The organism is Pseudomonas sp. ACM7 (assembly GCF_004136015.1).
Taxonomy (GTDB): domain Bacteria; phylum Pseudomonadota; class Gammaproteobacteria; order Pseudomonadales; family Pseudomonadaceae; genus Aquipseudomonas; species Aquipseudomonas frigoris.
Window position 1 is genome coordinate 5,948,244 of sequence record NZ_CP024866.1, and the last position, 23,199, is coordinate 5,971,442.

The 23,199-nt window shown below is 57.9% G+C and carries 23 protein-coding genes and 3 pseudogenes; 14 read left to right on the plus strand and 12 right to left on the minus strand.

Features of this window, described 5'->3' with window-relative positions:
• Nucleotides 1-254, plus strand: a 254-nt coding sequence (locus tag CUN63_RS31790; RefSeq protein WP_165353237.1) for a transposase domain-containing protein, incomplete at its 5' end; no start/stop codon positions are given.
• Between the two features lie 39 nt (nucleotides 255-293).
• Nucleotides 294-683: pseudogene (locus CUN63_RS28185) on the plus strand (PoNe immunity protein domain-containing protein); the annotation flags it as partial.
• Between the two features lie 43 nt (nucleotides 684-726).
• On the opposite strand, the gene CUN63_RS28190 reads toward CUN63_RS28185, so the two are convergent.
• The gene (locus tag CUN63_RS28190; RefSeq protein WP_129444306.1) at nucleotides 727-1,023 is read right to left on the minus strand and encodes a hypothetical protein; all 297 of its coding nucleotides are present in this window, start codon (nucleotides 1,021-1,023) and stop codon (nucleotides 727-729) included.
• A gap of 508 nt (nucleotides 1,024-1,531) precedes the next feature.
• Here CUN63_RS28190 and CUN63_RS28200 point away from each other — a divergent pair.
• On the plus strand, nucleotides 1,532-1,801 hold the full coding sequence (locus tag CUN63_RS28200; RefSeq protein WP_129444308.1) for a DUF2790 domain-containing protein: 270 nt from the start codon (nucleotides 1,532-1,534) through the stop codon (nucleotides 1,799-1,801).
• A gap of 91 nt (nucleotides 1,802-1,892) precedes the next feature.
• Complete coding sequence (locus CUN63_RS28205) at nucleotides 1,893-2,288, plus strand: hypothetical protein (RefSeq protein ID WP_129444310.1); 396 nt, start codon at nucleotides 1,893-1,895, stop codon at nucleotides 2,286-2,288.
• On the opposite strand, the gene CUN63_RS28210 is transcribed toward CUN63_RS28205, so the two are convergent.
• Nucleotides 2,285-2,554 carry a DUF1652 domain-containing protein gene (locus CUN63_RS28210; RefSeq protein WP_129444312.1) on the minus strand — a complete coding sequence of 90 codons (270 nt, stop codon included), beginning with the start codon at nucleotides 2,552-2,554 and terminating at the stop codon, nucleotides 2,285-2,287. The genes CUN63_RS28205 and CUN63_RS28210 overlap by 4 nt on opposite strands.
• Before the next feature lie 305 nt (nucleotides 2,555-2,859).
• Here CUN63_RS28210 and eco point away from each other — a divergent pair, with 305 nt between their 5' ends.
• The gene (gene eco / locus CUN63_RS28215) at nucleotides 2,860-3,342 is read left to right on the plus strand and encodes a serine protease inhibitor ecotin (protein ID WP_129444314.1); all 483 of its coding nucleotides are present in this window, start codon (nucleotides 2,860-2,862) and stop codon (nucleotides 3,340-3,342) included.
• A gap of 29 nt (nucleotides 3,343-3,371) precedes the next feature.
• Entirely contained in the window at nucleotides 3,372-3,677 is a 306-nt protein-coding gene (locus CUN63_RS28220; protein WP_033055038.1) for an NIPSNAP family protein, read from the plus strand.
• Nucleotides 3,678-3,701: 24 nt separating this feature from the next.
• Here the strand turns inward: CUN63_RS28220 and ilvA are convergent.
• A pseudogene (ilvA, locus tag CUN63_RS28225) lies at nucleotides 3,702-4,694 on the minus strand (threonine ammonia-lyase, biosynthetic); the annotation flags it as partial.
• A gap of 357 nt (nucleotides 4,695-5,051) precedes the next feature.
• On the opposite strand from ilvA, the gene CUN63_RS28235 reads away from it, so the two are divergent.
• A complete protein-coding gene (locus CUN63_RS28235) occupies nucleotides 5,052-5,387 on the plus strand; it encodes a DUF2834 domain-containing protein (protein WP_129444318.1) in 336 nt (111 codons plus the stop codon).
• A 145-nt stretch (nucleotides 5,388-5,532) separates the two neighbouring features.
• On the opposite strand, the gene CUN63_RS28240 is transcribed toward CUN63_RS28235, so the two are convergent.
• Entirely contained in the window at nucleotides 5,533-6,456 is a 924-nt protein-coding gene (locus CUN63_RS28240) for a magnesium transporter CorA family protein (protein ID WP_129444320.1), read from the minus strand.
• 7 nt (nucleotides 6,457-6,463) lie between these two features.
• A pseudogene (locus tag CUN63_RS28245) lies at nucleotides 6,464-8,038 on the minus strand (RimK family protein).
• 92 nt (nucleotides 8,039-8,130) lie between these two features.
• Between CUN63_RS28245 and CUN63_RS28250 the strand changes: the two are divergent.
• Complete coding sequence (locus CUN63_RS28250; protein WP_129444322.1) at nucleotides 8,131-9,246, plus strand: GNAT family N-acetyltransferase/peptidase C39 family protein; 1,116 nt, start codon at nucleotides 8,131-8,133, stop codon at nucleotides 9,244-9,246.
• A 135-nt stretch (nucleotides 9,247-9,381) separates the two neighbouring features.
• Here CUN63_RS28250 and CUN63_RS28255 read toward each other — a convergent pair whose 3' ends face one another.
• Both CUN63_RS28255 and CUN63_RS28260 read right to left on the minus strand, forming a co-directional pair.
• Nucleotides 9,382-10,533, minus strand: coding sequence for a PQQ-dependent sugar dehydrogenase (locus CUN63_RS28255; protein WP_129444324.1), 1,152 nt, complete (start codon nucleotides 10,531-10,533; stop codon nucleotides 9,382-9,384).
• 51 nt (nucleotides 10,534-10,584) lie between these two features.
• A complete protein-coding gene (locus CUN63_RS28260) occupies nucleotides 10,585-10,941 on the minus strand; it encodes a hypothetical protein (RefSeq protein ID WP_129444326.1) in 357 nt (118 codons plus the stop codon).
• 203 nt (nucleotides 10,942-11,144) lie between these two features.
• On the opposite strand from CUN63_RS28260, the gene CUN63_RS28265 reads away from it, so the two are divergent.
• A complete protein-coding gene (locus tag CUN63_RS28265) occupies nucleotides 11,145-12,005 on the plus strand; it encodes a Ku protein (RefSeq protein ID WP_129444328.1) in 861 nt (286 codons plus the stop codon).
• A 135-nt stretch (nucleotides 12,006-12,140) separates the two neighbouring features.
• On the opposite strand, the gene lpxO is transcribed toward CUN63_RS28265, so the two are convergent.
• A complete protein-coding gene (gene lpxO / locus CUN63_RS28270) occupies nucleotides 12,141-13,040 on the minus strand; it encodes a lipid A hydroxylase LpxO (RefSeq protein ID WP_129444330.1) in 900 nt (299 codons plus the stop codon).
• Nucleotides 13,041-13,536: 496 nt separating this feature from the next.
• Here lpxO and CUN63_RS28275 point away from each other — a divergent pair, with 496 nt between their 5' ends.
• Both CUN63_RS28275 and CUN63_RS28280 read left to right on the plus strand, forming a co-directional pair.
• Entirely contained in the window at nucleotides 13,537-15,126 is a 1,590-nt protein-coding gene (locus tag CUN63_RS28275; RefSeq protein ID WP_074876433.1) for an ABC-F family ATPase, read from the plus strand.
• A 218-nt stretch (nucleotides 15,127-15,344) separates the two neighbouring features.
• Nucleotides 15,345-16,532, plus strand: a complete 1,188-nt coding sequence (locus CUN63_RS28280; RefSeq protein ID WP_129444332.1) for an MFS transporter — start codon at nucleotides 15,345-15,347, stop codon at nucleotides 16,530-16,532.
• A 118-nt stretch (nucleotides 16,533-16,650) separates the two neighbouring features.
• On the opposite strand, the gene CUN63_RS28285 is transcribed toward CUN63_RS28280, so the two are convergent.
• Together CUN63_RS28285 and CUN63_RS28290 are read right to left on the minus strand one after the other, a co-directional pair.
• Nucleotides 16,651-17,688, minus strand: coding sequence for a dienelactone hydrolase (locus CUN63_RS28285; protein WP_129444334.1), 1,038 nt, complete (start codon nucleotides 17,686-17,688; stop codon nucleotides 16,651-16,653).
• Between the two features lie 168 nt (nucleotides 17,689-17,856).
• The gene (locus tag CUN63_RS28290; protein WP_129444336.1) at nucleotides 17,857-18,468 is read right to left on the minus strand and encodes an FMN-dependent NADH-azoreductase; all 612 of its coding nucleotides are present in this window, start codon (nucleotides 18,466-18,468) and stop codon (nucleotides 17,857-17,859) included.
• A gap of 129 nt (nucleotides 18,469-18,597) precedes the next feature.
• Here CUN63_RS28290 and CUN63_RS28295 point away from each other — a divergent pair, with 129 nt between their 5' ends.
• Together CUN63_RS28295 and CUN63_RS28300 are read left to right on the plus strand one after the other, a co-directional pair.
• The gene (locus CUN63_RS28295; protein ID WP_129444339.1) at nucleotides 18,598-19,506 is read left to right on the plus strand and encodes a LysR substrate-binding domain-containing protein; all 909 of its coding nucleotides are present in this window, start codon (nucleotides 18,598-18,600) and stop codon (nucleotides 19,504-19,506) included.
• Nucleotides 19,503-19,862 (plus strand): MmcQ/YjbR family DNA-binding protein, encoded by a 360-nt coding sequence (locus CUN63_RS28300; RefSeq protein WP_129444341.1) that lies wholly within the window; start codon nucleotides 19,503-19,505, stop codon nucleotides 19,860-19,862. The genes CUN63_RS28295 and CUN63_RS28300 overlap by 4 nt, the downstream gene beginning before the upstream one ends.
• Here CUN63_RS28300 and CUN63_RS28305 read toward each other — a convergent pair.
• Both CUN63_RS28305 and CUN63_RS28310 read right to left on the minus strand, forming a co-directional pair.
• Complete coding sequence (locus CUN63_RS28305; RefSeq protein WP_129444343.1) at nucleotides 19,859-20,287, minus strand: DUF1294 domain-containing protein; 429 nt, start codon at nucleotides 20,285-20,287, stop codon at nucleotides 19,859-19,861. The two genes, CUN63_RS28300 and CUN63_RS28305, sit on opposite strands and share 4 nt — an antisense overlap.
• A complete protein-coding gene (locus CUN63_RS28310) occupies nucleotides 20,284-21,114 on the minus strand; it encodes an undecaprenyl-diphosphate phosphatase (protein WP_129444345.1) in 831 nt (276 codons plus the stop codon). The genes CUN63_RS28305 and CUN63_RS28310 overlap by 4 nt, the downstream gene beginning before the upstream one ends.
• A gap of 293 nt (nucleotides 21,115-21,407) precedes the next feature.
• Here CUN63_RS28310 and CUN63_RS28315 point away from each other — a divergent pair, with 293 nt between their 5' ends.
• A complete protein-coding gene (locus CUN63_RS28315; RefSeq protein WP_129444347.1) occupies nucleotides 21,408-23,042 on the plus strand; it encodes a methyl-accepting chemotaxis protein in 1,635 nt (544 codons plus the stop codon).
• Nucleotides 23,043-23,199 lie beyond the last annotated feature (157 nt).

The window sequence follows — 23,199 nt, forward strand, 5'->3', positions numbered from 1 at the left end:
CGATCGACAACAACGCGGCGGAGCGCGCGATAAAGCCGTTTGTAATCGGGCGCAAGGCATGGCTGTTCAGCGACACGCCCAAGGGTGCCACCGCCAGTGCGCAGATCTACAGTTTGGTCGAGACCGCCAAGGTCAACGGCCAGGAGCCTTATACGTGGCTGCGCCACGTACTGGAAAGACTACCGCAGGCACAATCGGTTGGGGACTACGAAGCCTTGCTGCCATGGAACTGCTCGCCAGAGATGCCACGGTAAACGACTGCCTCATCTTGAGGTAGGTGTAGTTCGTGGATCGGTTACAACGAAGACACTCTCTACGAAGACCTTCTGCGAAAGCATTTACCTGATCGTACTGATCTGGATGAGTGGTTCCACGACCTCTACACACCGCTGATCAGGGCGATGTACGCCACCGAGCCTGAAGAATCCAGCGATTTGCTAAAACAATATTGTGAGGCGTGGTATCCCGCTTTCGCCTCGCTACAAACCAACTGGCATGACAGTCATTTGGACATGGAAGGCGACGATGGCAACTACGTCGGCTACTGGGCTTTGGAAGCAGGCGCGATCGCCTTTTTATACGGCATCGACGATAGCAGAATCGATCACAGGGTTTATCCCAAAGATCTCGTTGAATATGCCCGGCACCAGAAAGCCTTGAATGCATCGCCCTCGGGCATTTAGCTTTAAAACCTGCCCCACAGGAGGCAGGCTTGTTCCAGAGGCTTCAGACCGGCGCCTTCCACCCCATCATCTGCTGCTGCGCAACCAGCAGCAAATCGGACCCATCCTGCGTCAGCAGATAAAGCGCGTGAGTAATGTGTGGAATATCTTGAACATCACCGTTCTTGAAACACTGGCAATGGAGCGTTTCAAGCAACTGGCTGGCGGCTCGGACACGCTGTAAAGCGGCTTCGAGTATGTCTTGGGGATTGGCCTCGGTGTCGATGACCATTGGGCTTGTCTCGGTAACGCTGCTTTTGATTGAGCGATAGCGATCGGGGAATGGATTTAGCGTTGGCATAGTAATTACTCGATGATTAGTAAATAACCGCCAGTACCGTGACCAAACGATGGGAGGCGGACTGTGTACAGGCTTGGTCAACCGATACCATCAAATCGGCTCGCCCGAAGGCGTCCAGCACACAGCCGCCATTGCAACGCATTACGAGGACATAGATGTCCGCAGCGCGAATGATGGCACAGATATGTGTGATGGCATCAGGTGACCAAACCTGCTCGCTGATTTTGCAGCGAGGTCAAACAGTAAACGCTGGTACCTTGCCGACGAAAGACGACAAAGAGTCCGACCGTGTAGGAACGGGCCGAACCTCCCTCAGTTTTTTTACCTACATGAAACCTCTGTCAGAAACCTCCTCACGACAGGCGGCATTCAGTCGGGTTAACCATCGCTTAACCCCGCGGTCCAAAACTTTACTGGACCGCACGCCCTCAGAGTTCTCTGACGCCCAGTGCGGCAGGTTCGACGCCTAAACGTCGAGCTGACATTAAGCCTGCATCGGAGATCGTTCATGAACATGCCCACCTTGCTGATCACCACCGCCCTCGCCTGCACCGCGTTTGCCGGTCTGGCTCAGGCCAATGACACGTCATCCTCCCAGGCCGTGCCCTATCACTACGGCATGCCGCTGCACGTGGGCAAGGTCATTACCTTGACCGAACCGTCGACGCTGGACTGCAAAGTGGTCACAGCCGACATGAAGTACATCGACAGCACCTCGGGCAAGCCTGCGGAAATCTCCTATCGGAAGCTTTCTGACGCTTGCAGTTATCAAAACTGACGGAAAGGTCTGATTCAATACTTTGCGGTATTCCTGTGAGGGGTTCTGGCGCTATGCTCAGCGCCTCTCCCCACTGCCGCAAGGATTCGCCATGCAGTTATCGTTTCGTACCTTGTCGACTTTTACCGCCGCGCTGTGTTTTCTGTTGGCCCTGGTCTGGGGTTTGATGCCGGACAGGTTGCTGTCAATCTGGAGCATCGAATATTCGTTGGCGGTGGGCGTTGTCGCAAGGCGCAGTGCAATGCTGTTCGCAGCATTGGGCGTGATGTTTTATCTGGTTCGAAACGAGTCGCCTTCGATCACCCGCAATGCGCTGACCAATGGTTTCATGGTCGGCTGCTGGGGGCTGGCAGCACTGGGCTTCGGCGAATGGCTCAATGGCCATGCCGGTCCGGGCATATTGCTTGCTGTGGTGGTCGAACTGGCGCTGGGCCTGGCGTTTCTCCAGACCAAGCGCGTGTCGATGGAACTCGAAACCGTGGGTTAAAGCGCTTTCCGGTCTGGATGCAGGGTCCGGGCAATGGTTTGGTGCTGCATGTCAGAGCGCAGCCCAGCGATCAGGTCATTGATTTCTCGGCAACCATTTAGCTGTTTGGCATTTATTCCTGTCTTCATTAGATCGAGGTGATCGGTTTCACGATCGGAATACACCTTGACGGTCATCGACAGGTCCGGCGACAGCGTGCATTGACAACGTTTCGGCAAAAAACTGCTTTCAATGATATTGCGAAGTTCCAAGGCAGAAAGAAACATGGCGACCCTCTCCTTAATGTGAGACTGCCAATCAACTATCGATACTGACGCAATGAAATCCCCGGTCAGCTTAAGACCAGCTTCAGCATAAAACATGCCTTGGATTTCGCACTGCAGCTCATCGGTAAATCAACGATTTAGCGAAACCGCACGTAAATAGCCCCTGCAATATGCAAGAAAGGCGTTGTGGTGCCCCTGCAATTTGCATACATCCAGCGACAAGTTTGCATTGGCCGACCACCCCAGTAAGAATGCGGCCAATCAAATCAGTATCCGCTGACCCCACTCGCAAGCAAGGAGGCATTATGGGTTCTTTGACCTGTATCACTACCGTCGGGCTGATTCTTGCCGGGCTGTCGACCATCGCTCACGCCGCGAAAGTCGAAGAAGTCGCGCCGTTCCCCAAAGCTGAGAGCGGTTTCACCCGCCAGGTCATTCACCTTGCCCCACAGACTCAGGAAGACGGTTTCCAGGTCGAAATTCTCGCCGGCAAAACCCTGACCGTCGACTGCAATCGCCAACGCCTGGGCGGCATTCTCGATGAGAAAAACCTCGAAGGCTGGGGCTACCCGTTCTACCGACTGGAAAAAGTCATCGGCCCGATGAGTACGCTGATGGCCTGCCCGGACGGCAAAAGCAAAAAGGACTTCGTGCCGGTGGTCGGTGACGGTTTCATGTTGCGCTACAACAGCAAACTGCCGATCGTGCTCTACGTGCCCAAAGACGTCGAAGTCCGCTACCGGATCTGGTCGGCGTCGAGCAAGGTCGAGAAAGCCGTCCAGGAATAACCGTTCTATCCCGTTACAGGAGCGCCATTTTGATTACCTGCCACGTCAAATATGTGATCGATCCGTACCAACTCAGCGAATTCGAAGCCTACGCCAAGGCCTGGCTTGGCATCGTCGAGCGTTTGGGCGGTACGCACCACGGGTACTTCCTGCCTTCCGAGGGAGCGAGCAATATCGCCTACTGCCTGTTCAGCTTTCCTTCGCTGGCGGACTACGAAAGCTACCGGCATATCGCGATGACTGACGCCGAAAGCACCGCGCTCGTAGCTTCGCTGGTCGAGAAGAAGTTTATCGTCAGTTATGAGCGAACCTTCCTGCGCCCGCTGCTGGCCTGACACCGCTCACGCCGGGGCGCCGCTCAACGCGGCGCGCTCGGCCACATGGCGCAAACTGTCGAAATTGATGTTGGCGCCCGAGTCGATCGCTACCAGTGTCTGACCACGGGCACCGGTTTGCGCCACGTATTTCTTGATTCCGGCCACGGCCAAGGCACCGGAAGGTTCGGTGATCGAGCGGGTATCGTCGTAGATATTCTTGATGGCGGTGCAGAGTTCGTCGTTGCTGACGGTCAACACCTCATCGACGCAAAACTGGCAGACCTCGAAACCATAAGCACCGATCTGGGCGACGGCGACACCGTCGGCGAAAGTGCCTACGTTCGGCAGGACAACTCGCTCGCCGGCCTGTAATGCCGCGTACAAACACGCGGAATGTTCCGACTCGACACCGATGATGCGGATTTCAGGACGCAGGTATTTGACGTACGCCGCGATACCGGCGATCAGGCCGCCACCACCCACCGGCACGAAGATCGCGTCCAGTGGACCTTGATGCTGGCGCAGGATTTCCATGGCAACGGTGCCCTGCCCCGCGATCACGTCCGGGTCGTCGAAGGGCGAGACAAAGGTGCGACCGGTTTGCCGCGCCAGGTTCAGTGCATAGTCCAGCGCAAACGGAAAACTCTCGCCATGCAGCACGGCATCGGCGCCCCGACTGCGCACACCCAGCACCTTCAGTTCCGGCGTCGTACGCGGCATGACGATGGTCGCCGCAATTCCCAGTTCACGGGCCGCTAATGCCACGCCTTGAGCATGATTACCTGCGGAAGCGGTGATGACCCCGCGAGCCTTTTGCTCATCGCTCAACTGCACCAGTTTGTTGTAAGCGCCGCGGATCTTGAAGGAAAAGGTCGGCTGCAAGTCTTCGCGCTTGAGCAGGATCTGGTTACCCAAAACCTCGGACAGTGCCGGTGCTACCTGCAACGGCGTACGCACCGCGAGCTCATACACGGGCGCGGCGAGGATCTTTTTCACGTAGTGCTCAAGCAAGGTCTGCTGGGCGGTGGTGCTCATGGTTGTCTCCTGTCGTACACCGAATGTGTGTAGGAGCTGCCGAAGGCTGCGATCTTTTGATCTATCTTGCGGACGCCAAGATCAAAAGATCGCAGCCTTCGGCAGCTCCTACGCCGGTCGGCGTTGGTTCAAGACCCAGGAGACAGAAAGTAAAAACCCGCCTCTAGGGCGGGTTGGGTGCTGCAGTCGTGAGCTAGCCCGCCAAATAAGGAATGGCGGTAATAATGCTTGGCTGGCAGCGCAATACAGTGGAAGTCATGTCCGGAAATTAGCCGGGCGCTGATGGCAAGTCAATGGCCAATTTTCCTCGGCCTCTGTAGGCTGACGACTCTGCTCATTGTCCCAAGGAAGGAAACCATGAAGTCTGTCGCCCTGCCCCTCATTGCCCTGATCGCGTTCGCCGGCTACACCGTTTCGGTGATGCTTCAGGCCGAACAGTCATTGATCGACTTCGGCCTCAGCCTGATGTCGCGCCCCGACACGGCGCAGATCGTGATTGATTTGTACCTGCTGGCGACGCTCGCGGGCATCTGGATGTACACGGATGCGCGCAAGCGTGGGCAGTCAGGGCTGTCGGTGGTGCCGTATCTGTTGCTCACCGCAATATTTGTGTCCATCGGGCCGTTGTTGTATTTGGTGGTGCGTGGGCAACAGGATCGGAAGAAATCCGTAACCGTCCATCAAGAGGTCTGATCCTGGATTTGTAGAGCTGTTGAGATTGCCTTCGCGAGCAAGCCCGCTCCCACAAGGGTTCTGTAGAGGACTCGGAACTTGCGTACACCCTGATCAAAATGTGGGAGCGAGCTTGCTCGCGAAAGCGATCTGACAGCCGCCAAAGTTATTTCGCCAACCGTCTGAGCCCGAGCACCATCACTCCAGCCCCCATTATCATCGCAGTCAGAAACAGCGGATACGAAACCCACCACGGCACGCCCGCCGTCATCATGCTGAACTCGGACATGCCGCCGATACTTGCAATCAGGTTCAGCGGCAAAAACACCACATTGATCAACGTCAGTTTGCGCAGCAGGTTGTTCATGCTGTTGTTCATCAGGTTGCCCCGGGCGTCGATCAGCCCGGAGAACACCGTGGAGTAGATTTCCGCCTGTTTGTAGCACTGGTTGTTTTCGATGATCAGGTCGTCGATCAGGCCAATGGCTTCGGCGCTGAAATGTTCCTTTGCGGCGTGATTGCGCAACCGGGTCAGGACTGCGCCGTTGCTGTGAATCGCGTTGATGTAATAGATCAGGCTTTCGCTGAGGTTGAACATCTGGATCAGGTGCTGATTCTGCATCGACGCGTTGAATTTCTGCTGCAACTCCCGGGCAACCAGTTTGATCACCTTCAGGTGGCCCAAGTAGTGATGGATGTTGTTGAACAGCAGGTCGAGCAACACATCCAGCGGCGTGTTCAGGGGCTGGCGCATGCCGAGACCACTGAGCGGCGAGTCGTCGGTGGCGATCACCAGCAAACGATGCTCGGAAAACAGCAAACCGCAGGACGACACTTCGAAGGCCAGGCTGCCCGCGCCGGAATAGTTTTCCGGGCGTTTCCAGATCAGGAACAGGTTATCAGGGTGAAACTCGATGCGTGACACCTCATCGGGGTCCAGGGCCGAGGCCAGGGCGTGTTCATCAACTTTGAAATGGCTGTGCAGCAGATCCCGTTCGGCCGCATCGGGATTACTGAACAACATCACGTCGGCATCCAGCCGTTCGACTTTGTGGAGGGCGCCGTGGATCAGTTGAAAGCTCTTGATCATCGGCCGTTCACCAGGCCTGGCCGCGGCGCTTGAGTTCCAGGCGACGGACGAACTCTTCCAGCACCAGTGAATACAGATCGTCCTGCAAGTAAGCGTCTTCGATGCCGGCGTCCATGTTCGGATTGTCGTTGACCTCGATCACCACCACTTTGTCGCCGGACTGCTTGAGGTCGACGCCGTAGAGGCCATCGCCGATCAGGTTCGCAGTCTTCACCGCCAGCTCCACCACCGCCCGCGGTGCTTCGTGAACCGCCAGGGTGCGGCATTCGCCATTGATGTCCTGGCCCTTGGCCTTGTGGTTGTAGATCTGCCAATGGCCCTTGGACATGAAGTACTGGCAGGCAAAGATGGGTTTGCGGTTGAGCACGCCGATGCGCCAGTCGTATTCGGTGTAGAAGAACTCCTGGGCCAGCAACAGCACCGAATGCTCGAACAGTTCGGCCGTGGCTTCGAGCAAGGCTTGCTGGCTTTCGACCTTGATCACACCCCGAGAGAAACAGCCGTCGGGGATCTTCAGCACCAACGGGAAACCGAGGCGCTCGCCGACCCGTTCAAAGTCTTCCGGTCGCTCTTTATAGAGAATCTCGGTGGCGGGCATGCCCAGTTAATGACTCTTGAGCAGATCGGTCAGATACACCTTGTTGGTGCAACGCAGAATCGACGCCGGGTCGTCCATCACCACCAGCCCTTCGCTCTCGGCTTTCTTGGCAAAACGGTAGGTGTGGTTGTCGACGCTTGTCGTCTCGCGGATCAGCAGCCCGTCGTATTCGGCGATACGTGCGTAGTCCTTGCGCTCGATCAGCTCGACGTCGATACCCAACGTCTTGCCAACCCTGACGAAGTTGTCCAGCGCCTTGGCATTCGACGGCGGCAACGCTTCCTGGGGATCGTGCAGGATGGCCAGGTCATAACGGGCCAAACGCCGGGAACGCGGCACGCGCCAGATCTTGCGACTGAAACTGTCGAGTGAGTGGGCGAACTGATCTTCCTGATCTTCGCGTAACTTATGTATGGCGCCGGACTTTACCCCTTCAATGTGCCAGCCATTAGTTCGGCGAAATTCAACTAACAATATCGGACACGGAAACAATTCAAACAACTGTCGTGCCAGATCCTGTAACGGCTCGATATGAGTCTTGCCAAAGTAGAGCGTCAGGGTAAAGCCTTCGGTATCGCTGTAAAGATGATGACTGAGGGCTTTTTCCAGGGTTTTATCCAAATCATCCAGGGCCAGGCCGTACAAGGATTTTCGAGTCAGTTCGCTGATGGTCCGCACCGAGGGAATCACCTTGTGCCCACGGGCTTCGGCCAGCAGCGAGCAGTAGTAACCGTGCCCCAGGTACTTGTAGCTGCGGCACAGGTTGATCACCTGGACCCGCTTGCCCTGCTCGTTGGCCCGGGGTTTCTCGAGGTATTCCTGGGCGCTGACGATGTCTTCACTGGGGAAGTAGGAGATCCAGTCTTCCTTGCGCTCGACGATGATAATCAACTGACTGGAAGTTCTAACACTGTCATTTAAATAAGTTGCTGCCGGCAAAGTTTGCTCGGATACTTCGCGCCAATGACCCTGTACCGCTGACATAGTGATTGATCCGTTGGAGAACAAGACCTTTCCTATTAAGCACGAACTTTTTAGAAAGTCCCGTTTCGTTACGCAACTTTTACGGTGGTCATATGAACCTGGTTTTTCGCCTGGCGGTGGTTGAAGACTTACCGGCGCTGCTGGAACTCGAACAACACTGTTTCACCACGGATCGGCTTAATCGTCGCAGTTTTCAATGGATGATCACGCGCGCCAATGGGCAACTGTTGGTGGCCCAGCGTGGCGAACACCTGGTCGGTTACGCCGTGGTGCTGTTTCACCGGGGTACTTCGCTGGCGCGACTTTACTCGATTGCGATCGCCACCGACGCGCGCGGCAGCGGCCTGGGCAAGCAATTGCTCCAACGCATCGAGGCCTGCGCCCTTGAGCACGACTGCACCTACCTGCGGCTGGAAGTACGCATCGACAACCCGACGGCGATTGCCCAGTACGAGCGCAACGGTTACCGACGCTTTGCACTGATCCACGACTATTACCAGGACCATGCCGACGCGCTGCGGCTGGAGAAGCGCATCCTCCAGCACCGCGACTCGCGCAACATCAAGGTGCCCTGGTACCCGCAGACCACCGATTTCACCTGCGGCCCGGCTTGTCTGCTGATGGCCATGGGCGCGCTGCAAGCGGATCGCGTGCTGGAGCGTCTCGAAGAACTGCAGATCTGGCGCGAAGCGACCACCGTGTTCATGACCTCCGGCCATGGTGGCTGCAGCCCTCAAGGCCTGGCGCTGGCGGCATGGCGACGGGGTTTTGGAGTGCGTCTGCAACTGAGCATGGCCGGGGCACTGTTTCTCGATGGCGTACGCAATGCGCATAAAAAAGAGGTAATGCGTCTGGTGCACGAGGAGTTTACGGCGCAGCTGCACACCACTGACGTCGAACAGGTGATCGGCGGGCCGCTGGATCTTCCGGGTTTACTGGACGGAGGTGGACAACCGCTGGTGCTCATCAGCAGCTATCGACTGACCCGTTCCAAATCGCCGCATTGGGTGATCGTCACCGATTGCGATGAAGAGTTCGTCTACCTGCATGACCCAGATGTCGATCACAGCCAGCATCGCCAACACATGGACTGCCAGCATTTGCCGGTCAGCCATGGGGAATTTGAAAAGATGTGCAGTTTCGGTCGGGGCAAGCTTCGGGCGGCAGTGATCCTGTACGCCCGAACGTGTCCAAAAACACCCTTGTAGCAGCTGGCGAAGCCTGCGTCCGGCTGCGCAGCAGTCGTAAAATCAGCCACGCGGTCATTCAGGTAAACCAAGGTGGCAGAATTGGCGACTGCTACGCAGCCGGACGCAGGCTTCGCCAGCTGCTACAGGTGTCGGTTACTTCAGTCCGATTTTGTACAACGCCCCGTCGTCCTCGTCGGTCAACACATACAAATACCCGTCCGGCCCCTGCCGAACATCGCGAATCCGCGCCTTGAGTTCACCCAGAAGTCGCTCTTCGTGAACGACCTTGTCGCCATCGAACTGCAAGCGGATCAACTCCTGGCTCACCAGTGCGCCGATAAACACGTTGTGCTGCCAAGCCTTGAAGCGGTCAGCGTCGTAGAACGCCATGCCGCTGAGGCCGGGGGACTTTTCCCAGACATGGTGCGGGGCGACGGTACCTTCGGCGGTCTTGCCTTTGGCTTCCGGAATCGGCTGGCCGGAATAATTGATGCCATGGGTTGCCATCGGCCAGCCGTAGTTCTTGCCACGCTCGATGATGTTGATTTCATCGCCACCCTGGGGACCGTGCTCGTTTTCCCAAAGGGTGCCGGTCCAGGGATTGAGCGCTGCGCCTTGCGGATTGCGCTGGCCGTAGGACCAGATTTCCGGGCGCACGCCCGCCTGACCGACAAAGGGGTTGTCATCCGGCACCTTGCCGTCCGGGTAGATCCGCACAACCTTGCCTTGCAGCTTGTCGAGGTCTTGGGCGGTCGGCCGGTCATTGTTCTCGCCAAGGGTGATGAACAGATAGCCGTCGCGATCGAACACCAATCTTGAGCCGAAGTGGTTACCGACTGAAAGCTTGGGTTCCTGGCGGAAGATCACTTTGAAATCCTTTATGGCTGTCAGGTCGTCAGACAGACGTCCGCGACCAACTGCCGTCCCGGCCTTGTCGCCCTCACCGCCACCTTCGGCATAAGACAAGTAGACCGTGCGGTCTTGCTTGAAGTCGGGCGACAACGCTACATCCAGCAAGCCGCCCTGCCCCTTGGCCCAGACCTCTGGAACACCACTGAGCGGTGCGGAAAGTTTACCGTCGGCGCTGACCACCCGCAGGTTGCCGGGCCGTTCAGTCACCAGCATCCCTTGGCGATCGGGAAGAAACGCCAAAGCCCAGGGATGTTCGAGCCCCTTGGTCATTGTCGTCACCTCAAGGGTGCCCTGTTCGCTTTTCAAATTCTGGGTTGGCGCTGCGAAAACGGGCGCCGTGAAAGTGATCAGTGCGCTGGCACACAGTGTGGCCAGAAGGGTTTTACACAACATGCACGATTCCTTTTGTCGTTTGAATGGCTGGCAAGAACGCTGTCGTGCCGTTCAACGGTTGCTGGTGTCCGCGTCTCGATGAGGTGGATTGGGAATGAATTTCGGAGGGGTGGCGGGAGGCGAGCGATCCTGTGGATAGCGGTTGCCGACGCCACCATTATCAAGCGTCGGTGGCCGCGGCACGGGCACTGTATTCGGCCCACGAATGCTCGGCGCGTTGGGTTGCGTGCCTTGCATGCTGTTGGGATTGGCCCGGCGAATCGGGCTGTTGTAAGGATTGCTGGTGTGGCCCGTCGGGCTCTGGACCAACAGCAATGATGAAGGTGGCGATGCGGTGTCAGCCTGGGCCAGATTGCTCAGCACGCCACTCAACGCCAATGCGGTGCAGCCGAGCACAAATCTGTTCATGGGGAGCCTCTGGACATCAGCGTGGATAGGAACTTCGATATCACGCTACGCCCGGGGTTCGGATTTGTTAACTAAAACCTCCTTCACAAGATGTAACACGAGTTGACCTGACCGCCGATAAGCCCGCAGGACCGGGTCGCAGCCTGCTGAAACTTTTGCACAGCGTCACAGGTCACCTGAACATCACTCGCGAGAAGACGACCATGGCACGGGCAATCTGGAAAGGCGCGATCAGTTTCGGTCTGGTGCATATCCCTGTGGCGCTGGTCTCGGCGACGTCCTCGCAAGGGGTGGATTTCGACTGGCTCGACAGCCGCAGCATGGACCCGGTCGGCTACAAGCGCGTCAACAAGGTCACAGGCAAGGAAGTGACCAAGGAACACATCGTCAAAGGTGTGCAATATGAAAAGGGTCGGTATGTGGTCCTCAGCGAAGAGGAAATCAAGTCGGCGCACCCTCTGTCCACTCAGACCATCGACATCTTTTCCTTTGTCGACAGCGAGCAGATTCCCCTGCAAAACATCGATACGCCCTACTACCTCGCGCCGGATAAACGCGGTGGCAAGGTCTATGCGCTGTTGCGCGAAACGTTAAGCAAGACCAATAAAGTCGCCCTGGCTCATGTTGTGCTGCACACGCGCCAGCACCTCGCCGCGCTGATGCCGCTGGAATCGGCGATGGTATTGGTGATGCTGCGCTGGCCCGCCGAAGTGCGAAGTCTGGATACGCTGGAGCTGGGCAGTGAAGTCACCAAGCCCGAACTGGCCAAAGGTGAACTCGATATGGCCAAACGTCTGGTTCAGGACATGAGCGCAGACTGGAAACCCGAGGATTATCGCGACAGTTTTGAAGACAAGATCATGGCCTTGGTCGAGAAAAAGGCTAATGAAGGCAAGATCGAGGATGTGGAAACGGCGACTGGCGAAGAGGAACGGAAAACCGCGGATGTCATTGATTTGACCGAGCTGCTTAAACGTAGTCTTGGCGGCAAGAGCACGGGCAAAACAAAGTCGGCCGCGAAACCCGCCGCAAATAAAAAAGCCACGAAGACTTCTCGTGGCTGAATAAGCAATGCGTGTCAGTAAGTTACTGGTTGAAAATGCCGGCCTCTTCGCGAGCAAGCCCGCTCCCACATTTGAACGCGGTCGAATGTGGGAGCGGGCTTGCTCGCGAAGGCGTCATACGCCACAACGCGGAAATCAGATCAGAACGATAACCGCCAACAAACCACCAAAAATCGCCCACTTCTCCAGGTAATAGAGCTTGCGGTTGCGCTTTTTCAGCGCTTTGCCGCGCAGGCGAATCTTGTAGATTTTGGCAAACAAGCGGTTGATGCCTCCGGTCTTGTCACCGACATCGTTCGGTGCGCCCGCCGCCGACATCACGTTACGGCTGAACCAGCCATTGAACGCCGCCGCCCAGCGATACTTCATCGGCCGCTCCACGTCGCAGAACAGAATGATGCGGTTCTGCTCGGTGGTGTTTTCGGCGTAATGAATGAAGGTCTCGTCGAACATGACCGCTTCACCGTCGCGCCAGTGGTAGTTCTCGCCATCGACGTTGATGTAGCAACCGGCATCGTTCGGTGTTTCCAGGCCCAGGTGATAGCGGTAGGAACCCGCATACGGATCGCGGTGACGGACCAGTTTCGAACCCGGTGGCAGCTCGGCGAACATCGCAGCCTTGATCGAGCCGATGCTTTGCACCAGTTCGGTGGTGCGCGGACAGAGTTTTATGGCCGAAGGATGGCTGTCGCCGTACCACTTCAGGTAGAAACGTTTCCAGCCAGTCTTGAAGAACGAGTTGAAGCCGACGTCGTCGTATTGATTCGAGCGCTTGATCTCCCCGGCCCTGAGCAGGTTTTGGCCCTCGGCGCGAATGTCTTCCCAATGGTCCTGCAACGGACTCAGATCGGGAAAATCGGCCGGGTTCAGATAAGGCTTGTTGGGGATTTTCGAGAACAGATAAAGGAAGCAGTTGATCGGCGCCAGAAACGTCGAGTGGTCGCTCAGCTGGCGGCCCAGCTTGTGACGCACGCGTCCGCGCAAGTGAACGTACGCAATGGATACAACGTAAATAGCGGCAATGATCAATTTCACAAAAAAACGTCACATGTCAGAAGTGAACAAACTGCGTCCCTTGCCGGCCAATCGGCCCAAGGGTCTTGTGCAGTGTCTGAATACGAAACAACGGTCCCGATGGCGCGTCCTTGAGCCTATGCCGTCTGTCGGCATCAGGTGAGAGTTGGCATTTTAGTCACAGTTTGTAACCAATAGTTAACCTTCAACTGTGAAAATCTGTCCACTGATGCTGCCAAAGTGGCCGTGCGGCCTTAACGCCCTATCGTTTAAAGAGCCAGACCAGTACAATCGCCGCCAAACATTACGCGCCCCCCTTGGTTGATGACGGGAATGAACCCCGTCTCAGCGCACTTCGACTCGGGCCAAGCGCTCCATATGCTGCTGTCCACTTATTGCCAGATGGACCTTCCGCTTCTGACCGGGATGCATTTCCTGTGGTTCGAAAACCGGAAACGGGTACTGAATCGGTACTGCCGCAACCCTAGCTACTCTGAATGCTTCGCAGGAAAAACCTTTGATCTCTACAGCTAACATCACGATGCAGTTCGGCGCCAAGCCGCTATTCGAAAACGTTTCGGTCAAATTCGCCGCGGGCAACCGCTACGGCCTGATCGGCGCCAACGGTTGCGGCAAGTCGACTTTCATGAAAATCCTCGGCAACGACCTCGAGCCGTCCGGCGGCCAGGTCATGCTCGAGCCGAACGTGCGTCTGGGTAAATTGCGCCAGGACCAGTTCGCTTACGAAGAATTCACCGTGATCGATACCGTGATCATGGGTCACGAAGAGCTGTGGAAGGTCAAGGCCGAGCGCGATCGTATCTACTCGCTGCCGGAAATGACCGAAGAAGACGGCATGGCCGTTGCAGAACTGGAAACCGAGTTCGCCGAAATGGACGGCTACACCGCCGAATCCCGTGCTGGCGAACTGTTGCTGGGCCTGGGTATCGGCATCGAGCAGCACTTCGGCCCGATGAGCGAAGTGTCCCCAGGCTGGAAACTGCGCGTATTGCTGGCTCAGGCGCTGTTCTCCGATCCTGAAGTGCTGTTGCTCGATGAACCGACCAACCACCTGGACATCAACACCATCCGCTGGCTGGAAAACATCCTGACCCAGCGCTCCAGCCTGATGATCATCATCTCTCACGACCGTCACTTCCTGAACAGCGTGTGCACCCACATGGCTGACCTGGACTACGGCGAGCTGCGCCTGTTCCCGGGCAACTACGACGAGTACATGACCGTGGCGACCCAGTCCCGCGAGCAACTGCTGTCGGACAACGCCAAGAAGAAAGCGCAGATTTCCGAGCTGCAATCGTTCGTCAGCCGCTTCTCGGCCAACGCCTCGAAAGCCAAGCAGGCCACTTCCCGCGCGAAGGCGATCGACAAGATCCAACTGGCCGAAGTCAAGCCTTCGAGCCGCGTGAGCCCGTTCATCCGTTTCGAACAAACCAAGAAGCTGCACCGTCAGGCGGTCATCGTCGAGCGCATGGCCAAAGGCTTTGACGGCAAGACACTGTTCAAGGACTTCAGCTTCCAGGTTGAAGCTGGGGAGCGCGTGGCGATCATCGGCCCGAACGGTATCGGTAAAACCACCCTGCTGCGCACCCTGGTCAACGAACTGACCCCGGATGCCGGTACCGTGAAGTGGACCGACGCCGCGGAACTGGGCTACTACGCCCAGGACCACGCGCACGATTTCGAAGACGACTGCAACCTGTTCGACTGGATGGGTCAATGGACCCAGGGCGGTGAGCAAATCGTTCGCGGCACCCTCGGCCGGATGCTGTTCTCCAACGACGAGATCCTCAAGTCGGTCAAGGTCATCTCCGGTGGCGAGCAAGGTCGCATGCTGTTCGGCAAGCTGATCCTGCAAAAGCCGAACGTGCTGATCATGGACGAACCGACCAACCACTTGGACATGGAATCCATCGAGGCGCTGAACCTGGCGCTGGAGAACTACCCGGGCACGCTGATCTTCGTCAGCCACGACCGTGAGTTCGTATCGTCCCTGGCCACCCGCATCATCGAGTTGAGCCCTAGTGGCGTGATCGACTTCAGCGGCACCTATGACGACTACCTGCGTAGCCAGGGCGTTGTGTTCTAAGCACCGACTGAAAATGGAAAAGCCCTGTCCTGGTGACGGGGCTTTTTATTGTCTGAAGATCAAAAGATCGCAGCCTTCGGCAGCTCCTACTTTGGAATGCGCCCCCCTGTAGGATCTGCCGAAGGCTGCGATCTTTTGATTTTCGTTAGCCTGCTTCCTTTTATTTGCAGCCCGCGCCATGATGCAGTTCTCCTACCGCCGCCCGCGAACGAGCCCTCATGTCTGTGCAGCAACTGCCACCACAAAGCTCCATGGCGATCACCCTGCAGATCGTCTCTATCGTCTTCTATACCTTTATTGCCTTCCTCTGCATCGGTCTGCCGATTGCGGTATTGCCGGGCTACGTCCACGAACAGCTGGGTTTCAGCGCGATCATCGCGGGTCTGACCATCGGCTCGCAGTACCTGGCCACCCTGCTCAGCCGCCCGATGGCCGGGCGCCTGTCGGACAGCATCGGCACCAAGCGGGCGATTGTTTACGGGTTATCAGGGATTGTGTTGAGCGGCGTGCTGACGTTGATTTCAACGCTGCTGCAAAGTTTTCCGTTGCTGAGCCTGCTAATCCTGATCGCCGGCCGCTTGTTGCTGGGGATTGCCCAGGGCTTGATCGGGGTCGGCACCATCAGTTGGTGCATGGGTCAGGTGGGCGCTGAACATACCGCGCGCTCGATCTCCTGGAACGGCATCGCCTCCTACGGCGCCATCGCCATTGGTGCGCCGCTGGGCGTGGTGATGGTCGGCGAGCTGGGGTTCGCCAGTCTTGGGATCGCGCTGTCGGTGCTGGCGCTGGCGGCGTTGTTGCTGATCCGAAACAAACCCTCGGTGCCGGTGATTCGCGGCGAACGCCTGCCGTTTTGGGCGGTGTTCGGGCGTATTGCGCCGTTCGGCGCGAGCCTGAGCCTTGCCTCCATCGGTTACGGCACGCTGACCACTTTTATTACCCTGTATTACGTCAGCCGTGGCTGGGCCGGTGCGGCTTATTGCCTGACGGTATTCGGCGCGTGTTTCATTCTGGCGCGACTGTTGTTCATCTCTAGCATCAGCCGTTTCGGTGGGTTCACCTCGGCCATTGCCTGTATGAGCATTGAAACGGTGGGCCTGGTGTTGCTGTGGCTTGCGCCTTCGACCGGCTATGCACTGATCGGCGCAGGCCTGACCGGATTCGGTCTGTCGTTGGTGTATCCGGCGCTGGGGGTCGAAGCGATCAAGCAAGTGCCCAATTCCAGTCGCGGGGCGGGATTGAGTGCCTACGCGGTGTTTTTCGATCTGGCGCTGGCGATTGCCGGGCCGTTGATGGGCGCGGTGGCGTTGAACCTGGGGTACACGTGGATTTTCTTCAGCGCGGCGTTGCTGTCGGTGACCGGCCTCGGTTTGACCCTGTTACTGAAACGCCGCGCAATGGCCTGACGCTGCAATCCACTGTGGGAGCGGCGGTGCGGCGATCCGACTTGCTCGCGAAGGCGGTGGGTCAGTTGACATTAATGCTGACTGCTACACCGCTTTCGCGAGCAAGCCCGCTCCCACATTATTGATCCGCCGTCTGCATCCCGGCCCGGGTCGGTTTGCCAAGCGCATGAGAGAAGAAACGCCCGGCTTCGGACACCATGGTGCGATGGATGTCTTTGCGATCGACGCCATCGGCATCGGTGCACAGCGCCGGCATGGCGAGGATCTGCTCTTCATTGCAAGGCGCCAGGAACACGAAGTGCCCTGCCCCGGCCAGCAACTTGAAGTCCGGTGCAATCGGCAGTTTGCGCGCCAGGGCGGCGGCATTCTTGTCGAACGCCACCAGTTTGTCGCCGTCGCCGCTGTAGAGCAGCACCGGCACATGCACGTCGGCCAGGGTATGGCGACCAAACTTCAGGCTCAGCGGCGCCATGAGCAGCAAGGCGCGAACCCGCGGGTCAGCCACCGGTTGCAAGTCATCGCGGTCAGCAATCAATTCGCCTTGGGTGTTGCAGGCATCGCGGTCGTCCGGGCGTTCCTGACAATAGCGGCGCAGACGGTCCAGGTCGGGCGTCGCGCCGGACAGAATCAGCGCCGTCTCTCCGCCCGCCGAATAACCGATCACACCCACCTGATCGGCATTGACGAAGGGCGCGAGCATACGATCGCCCAGCGTCGCGGTAATGGCTTCGGAAATCTGGATGGGCCGACCGTAAAGGTTACTCAACGTACCGAGGCGGCTGTGGTCTTTGGAGTTGTCACCGGGATGGATCACCGCCACCACCACAAACCCTTTGCGTGCCAGCGACGTGGCGAGGTCGTTTAGGGCCAGCGGGGTTCCGGTGTTGCCGTGGGACAGCATTAGCATCGGGAAATGACCGATGGCGACTCGGGTGTCTTCCCCCGCTTCGACCGTGTAGCCCTCGATGATGCTGGAGTGCTCCTTGTCGCTGGAGGGATAGAAGGCGATGGCGCGCATCGGCTGCAAGTCCAGAGGGTCGAGAAAGCTCATCTCATGGAAGCCGACGCTCCAGTGAGGATGCGGCGCAGGCGCGGCGTGCACTGAGTTCAGGCTGCTGAGCAGGCAAATCAGTAACGTTGCACAAAGACGCACCATGGGATGCCCACCTTGTTACTTGACCGGAGACGGTAACCCTCGACTGCATAACTCGGGCCAGGAGATGAAATAGCCAGAAACAAAAAACTCCGTATCTGGCACTTGCGTGATCAGAATACAGAGTTTTTTGGGTATTGCCCGAGCTGTTTGATTTTCTTTACACAGGCCTTACGCTGCGGCGAACAACTGCTCGCTGATTTGTGTGTGAGCGTCGCTCATGGCTTTGGTACGAACTTCGTCACCGTAGGCAAGGCCATGGGCACGGACGAACTCGAGGTCAGTGATACCGATGAAACCGAACAGCACCTTCAAGTACTCTTCGTGAGCAACACCAGTCGCCTGACCCGCATGCAGACCGCCGGAAGTCGAGACGATCACGACTTTCTTGCCACCGCACAGGCCTTCAGGGCCGGCTTCGGTGTAACGGAAGGTCTGACCGGCAACGGCGATGCGGTCGATCCAGGCCTTGAGTTGGGTCGGGATGGTGAAGTTGTACATCGGAGCTGCAATCACCACGGCATCGGCGGCGAGGAATTCGGCCAGGGTAGTGGCGCTCAGTTCGGATTCGTGCTGCTGCGCGGCGTTACGCAGTTCAGCGGTGGTACCGGCGGCAACCAGGGTTGTGGCGGAGAAATGGCTGATGGCATCGGCGGCCAGGTCGCGATAGGTCACCACGGCAGTCGGCTCGGCGGTTTGCCAGGCTTTAACGACTTCGCTGCTCAGCTGACGGGAAGCCGAGTTGTCACCAAGAATGCTCGAATCGATATGCAGCAGTTTCATGTGGGATCTCCAGGTGAGGATCGCTACGAGGCGATCTGATGAGGAGAATCCTACAGGCGAAACCAATAGCTGATTAGACTGCAACAATGCGATAGTTCGTCCTACTGATAGAACAATCGAGCTCATACCATGCAAGACCTCAATGATCTCTACTACTTCGCCAAGGTGGTTGAAGCCGGTGGCTTCGCGGCGGCCGGGCGTTTGCTCGGAATTCCCAAGTCGCGTTTGTCGCGGCGCATCGCCGAGCTGGAAGAACGTCTTGGCGCGCGCCTGCTGCAACGCACGACCCGACAACTGAAGCTGACCGCCGTGGGTGAACGTTACCTGCGGCACTGTCAGGCAATGCTGCTGGAAGCCGAAATGGCCGACGAAGCCGTCGCCAGCATGTCCAGTGAACCTCGCGGGCGATTGCGGGTGTCCTGCCCCGTCGGGTTGGCCCACGAAATTCTGCCGACAGTGATCAGCGATTTCCTTGAGAAGTTTCCTCAGGTTCAACTGGAGGTCATGTTGCTCAACCGCCGCGTCGACCTGGTGACCGAGGGCGTCGATGTGGCGCTGCGGGTGCGTGAGTTGGGCGATGAGGATCCGCTGCTGGTCACCCGACGTTTGCGCCAGGCGCAGATGGCAATGGTCGCCAGCCCCGGGTTTTTGCAGGGACGTGAAATCAACCACCCCGAAGACCTGAAAAACCTGCCCGTGCTCGGCGCCCTGGAAGCCGACCGCCTGGTGCATATCCGCATGCTCGACCAACAGGGCAAAAGCTGCGATCTCACCCTCGAAGCGCGATTGGGCATCGATGACTTTATCGTGCGCAAGGCCTGCACCCTCGCCGGCCAGGGTTTTACCATGCTGCCGATGATGTATTGCGAGCAGGAACTGGAAAACGGCGCCCTGGTGCAGTTGCTGCCCGAGTGGTCGCTGCCTGGCGGCTGGCTGCAAGCGGTCTACCCTCATCGACGCGGGGTGATGCCGGCCGTACGTGCCTGGCTCGACCATTTGATCGAGTCATTCAATGACTGTGGGGACCGACTGATATGAAGGCTGGACGTATGAACGAAGAGGATGTCGCACAATTCTGTCTCGCGCTGCCGGGTGCGCGGGAAGACTACAAGTGGGGCGGCGTGCGGGTGTTTTCGATTGCGGGGAACAAGATGTTCGCCTTGCAGAATCTGCGGGGCGAATCCCTGGCCTTCAAGGTCGACAAGGATTTGTTTCTCGGTCATTGCGACCGCCCGGGAATCCGCCCGGCGCCTTATCTGGCGCGGGCTCAGTGGATCATCATGGAAACGCCCTACCCGTTGGGCCCTGAAGAGCTGCAAGGCTTGTTGCAGCGCTCCCATCAATTGGTGGTGAGCAAGTTGCCCAAGCGCACCCAGGTTGGACTGCTGCTTTAAGGCAGCGCGAAAAGATGGGCGCCGAGAAACAACTGGTCGATCCAGAACACCTGATGCATCAGCACGATGATCCAGAACACCAACTGAAACGAGAGCTTTCGCGTCTTGTGCCGAAACACCTGTTGGGCCAGTAAAGCGCCCGGCCAGCCCCCGGCGAGTTCCACCGCATGCAACACGTTCTCCGGTGTGCGCCAATGGTCGGCGCGCGCCTTGCGTTTGTCGCTCCAGTACAGCAAGAACGCCAGCAGGCTGACGACCCCGTACGCCGCCAGGGGAATCACCGAAACCCCGCGCAGCCACAACGACATCGAGCCGTACAGCGGCAGCGCGCACAGGACCGCAAACACCAACAGTTTCAGCTGAAGATTGCGAATCTCTCCTGCGGGCTTGCGTCCGGGGTTGTTGCGCTCGCTGGCGTCACTCATGGCTTGACCGCGGCCCAGTCAACCCAGCCAAACTGCCAGGTGGCCAGGATGACCAGGCCGAACGCGATGCGATACCAGGCAAACGCTGCGTAGCTGTGGCTGGCGATGAACTTGAGCAAGCCCTTGACGGCAATCATTGCAAAGATGAACGCGGTAACGAAGCCGATTGCGAACACCGGAAAATCCGACGGGACGAACAGGTGGCGGTATTTGTAGCCCGAGTAAACGGCCGCAGCGACCATGGTCGGCATCGCCAGAAAGAACGAGAACTCGGTAGCGGTCTTGCGCGACAGCCCGAACAACAAGCCACCAATGATCGTCGAGCCGGAACGCGAAGTCCCGGGAATCATCGCCAGGCACTGGGCGAAGCCGACTTTCAGGGCGTCTTTCCATGTGATTTCATCAACGGTTTCGGCATGCACTTCATGCTGACGCTTTTCGGCCCACAACATGACGATCCCGCCCACAACCAACGCCGTCGCGACGGTGATCGGGTTAAACAGGTACTCGTGGATCAAATCGGAAAAAATCACCCCCAGTACCACGGCCGGCATGAAGGCAATCAGCAAGTTTGCGGTAAAGCGGCGAGCGCCGGGCTGCGTTGGCAAACCGGTCACCACATCGATGATCTTGCGGCGGAACTCCCACACCACTGCCAGAATTGCCCCCAGTTGAATAATAATGTTGAAAGCGATGGCCCGCTCGCCACCGAAGTTGAGCAAGTCCGCGACAATGATTTGGTGACCGGTGCTGGAAATCGGCAAAAACTCCGTCAGCCCTTCTACAACCCCAAGAATCAATGCCGAAAAGGCAGTCCAAAGATCCATCAATCCCCCAAGAAGCGATGCGCCACGGCATGCCCCGTTAATATTTTTTCAGAACGTTTACTGCGATCAGCCTAGCTGAAGTCCCGCGCGCACAGGATCCAGACGGAACCATAAAAATTCCGTGAAAATCAACTTGGATTCAGGTTTTTCCGTGCGGGGCCGAAATCCTATCAGACAAGTCCGATTAACGCTGCCGCGTTATTGGACTTGGGTCGGATATGACCGATCGGAAAAGTGTGGTTGGATGCTGGCGATCATTTATTACAAGAAAAAGAAACCGGAGTGACAGCGTTATGAACAGCTTGCGCAGTATGTCGATCAGCCGGCGTTTGTGGCTCATCTTGATCGTGGCCGTCCTGATGCTAATGACGTTGGGCGTCTTGATGCTCAAGCAGATTCACGATGACCTGTACCACGCCAAGGCCCAGAAAACCCAGCATGTGGTGCAAACCGCCAGTGGCATTCTGACCTATTACCACGACCTCGAAACTGCCGGCACGCTCACTCGCGACGCCGCGCAAAAGCAGGCACTGAGTGCCGTTCGCGGTTTGCGCTATGACCAGAATGACTACTTCTGGATCAATGACCTGACGCCGGTGATGATCATGCACCCGGCCAACCCGAAGCTTGATGGCCAGAACCTCTCGGCGATCCGCGACCCCGACGGTTTTGCCCTGTTTAACGAAATGGTCGCCGTCGCCAAGACCAAGGGTGCCGGCACCGTCGACTATCGCTGGCCGAAACCGGGCGCCAGTGCACCAGTTGAAAAAACCTCCTTCGTCAAACTGTTCGAGCCTTGGGGCTGGGTGATCGGTTCGGGCGTGTATATCGATGACATGCAGGCCGAGTTCTATGGCCAGGTCTGGAAGGCTTCGTTCGTGGGGCTGGTGATTGCCCTGATCATGGCGCTGCTGGTCATCCTGATTGCCCGCAGCATCGTGCGTCCACTGCAGGAAACCGTGAACGCCATGGCCAACATCGCCAGCGGCGAGAGCGATCTGACCCGCAGTCTCGACACCCACGGCCAGGATGAAGTCACGCAACTGGCACGCCACTTCAACGCCTTCACCGCCAAGCTGCGATTGGTGATCAGAGAACTGCAAGTGTCCGCCAGTGCCCTGGGCCAGTCTTCCAGCGAACTGGGCAACGACGCCGCCCAGGCCCAGCAACGCAGTCAGCAACAGTCCCAGCAAATGGAACTGGTGGCCACGGCCATCAATGAAGTGACGTATGGCGTACACGATGTCGCGAAAAACGCCGAGCACGCCGCCAGCGAAATGCGCGATGCCGAGTCTCAGGCGCAGCAAGGTCAGGTCAACATCGATGGCAGCCTGCAACAGATCGACAAGCTGTCGTCGACCATCGATCAGGCGGTGGAAGTGATTCGTACCCTGGCCGCCGAAAGCACGCAGATCGGCAGCGTTCTCGAAGTGATCCGCTCCATCGCCGAGCAAACCAACCTGCTGGCCCTCAACGCGGCCATCGAAGCCGCCCGGGCCGGCGAGCAAGGTCGCGGTTTTGCGGTGGTGGCCGATGAAGTGCGACTGCTGGCCCAGCGTACCCAGAAGTCCACGGCCGAGATCCAGTCGATGATCGAACGCCTGCAAAGCCACTCCGAAGCGGCGGTCAAAGTGATCGGCGACAGCAGCCGTGCTTCGCAGTTGACCATCGAGCAGGCCGGCCTGGCCGGTGCAAGCCTGAATGCCATTGCCCAGGCGCTGCGCAACCTCAACGGGTTGAACGCCTCCATCGCCAGCGCGACCTTGCAACAGGCGCATGTGGTCGAGGACATCAACCAGAACGTCACCCAGGCGGCCGGTTTGTCCCACAGCACGGCGCTGGCGGCCGAACAGTCGAGCGTGGCCAGCGTTCACCTGAAGGAACTGAGTGAGCAATTGAACGGGCTGCTCAAGCAGTTCCGGGTATAACCACCTTTGTAGCAGCTGCCGAGCCTGCGAGGCTGCGTTCGGCTGCGAAGCAGTCGTCAATCCGGTATGCAAGTTTTTTCTGACACACCGCGGTGTCTGATTTCACGACTGCTACGCAGCCGAACGCAGCCTCGCAGGCTCGGCAGCTGCTACAAAG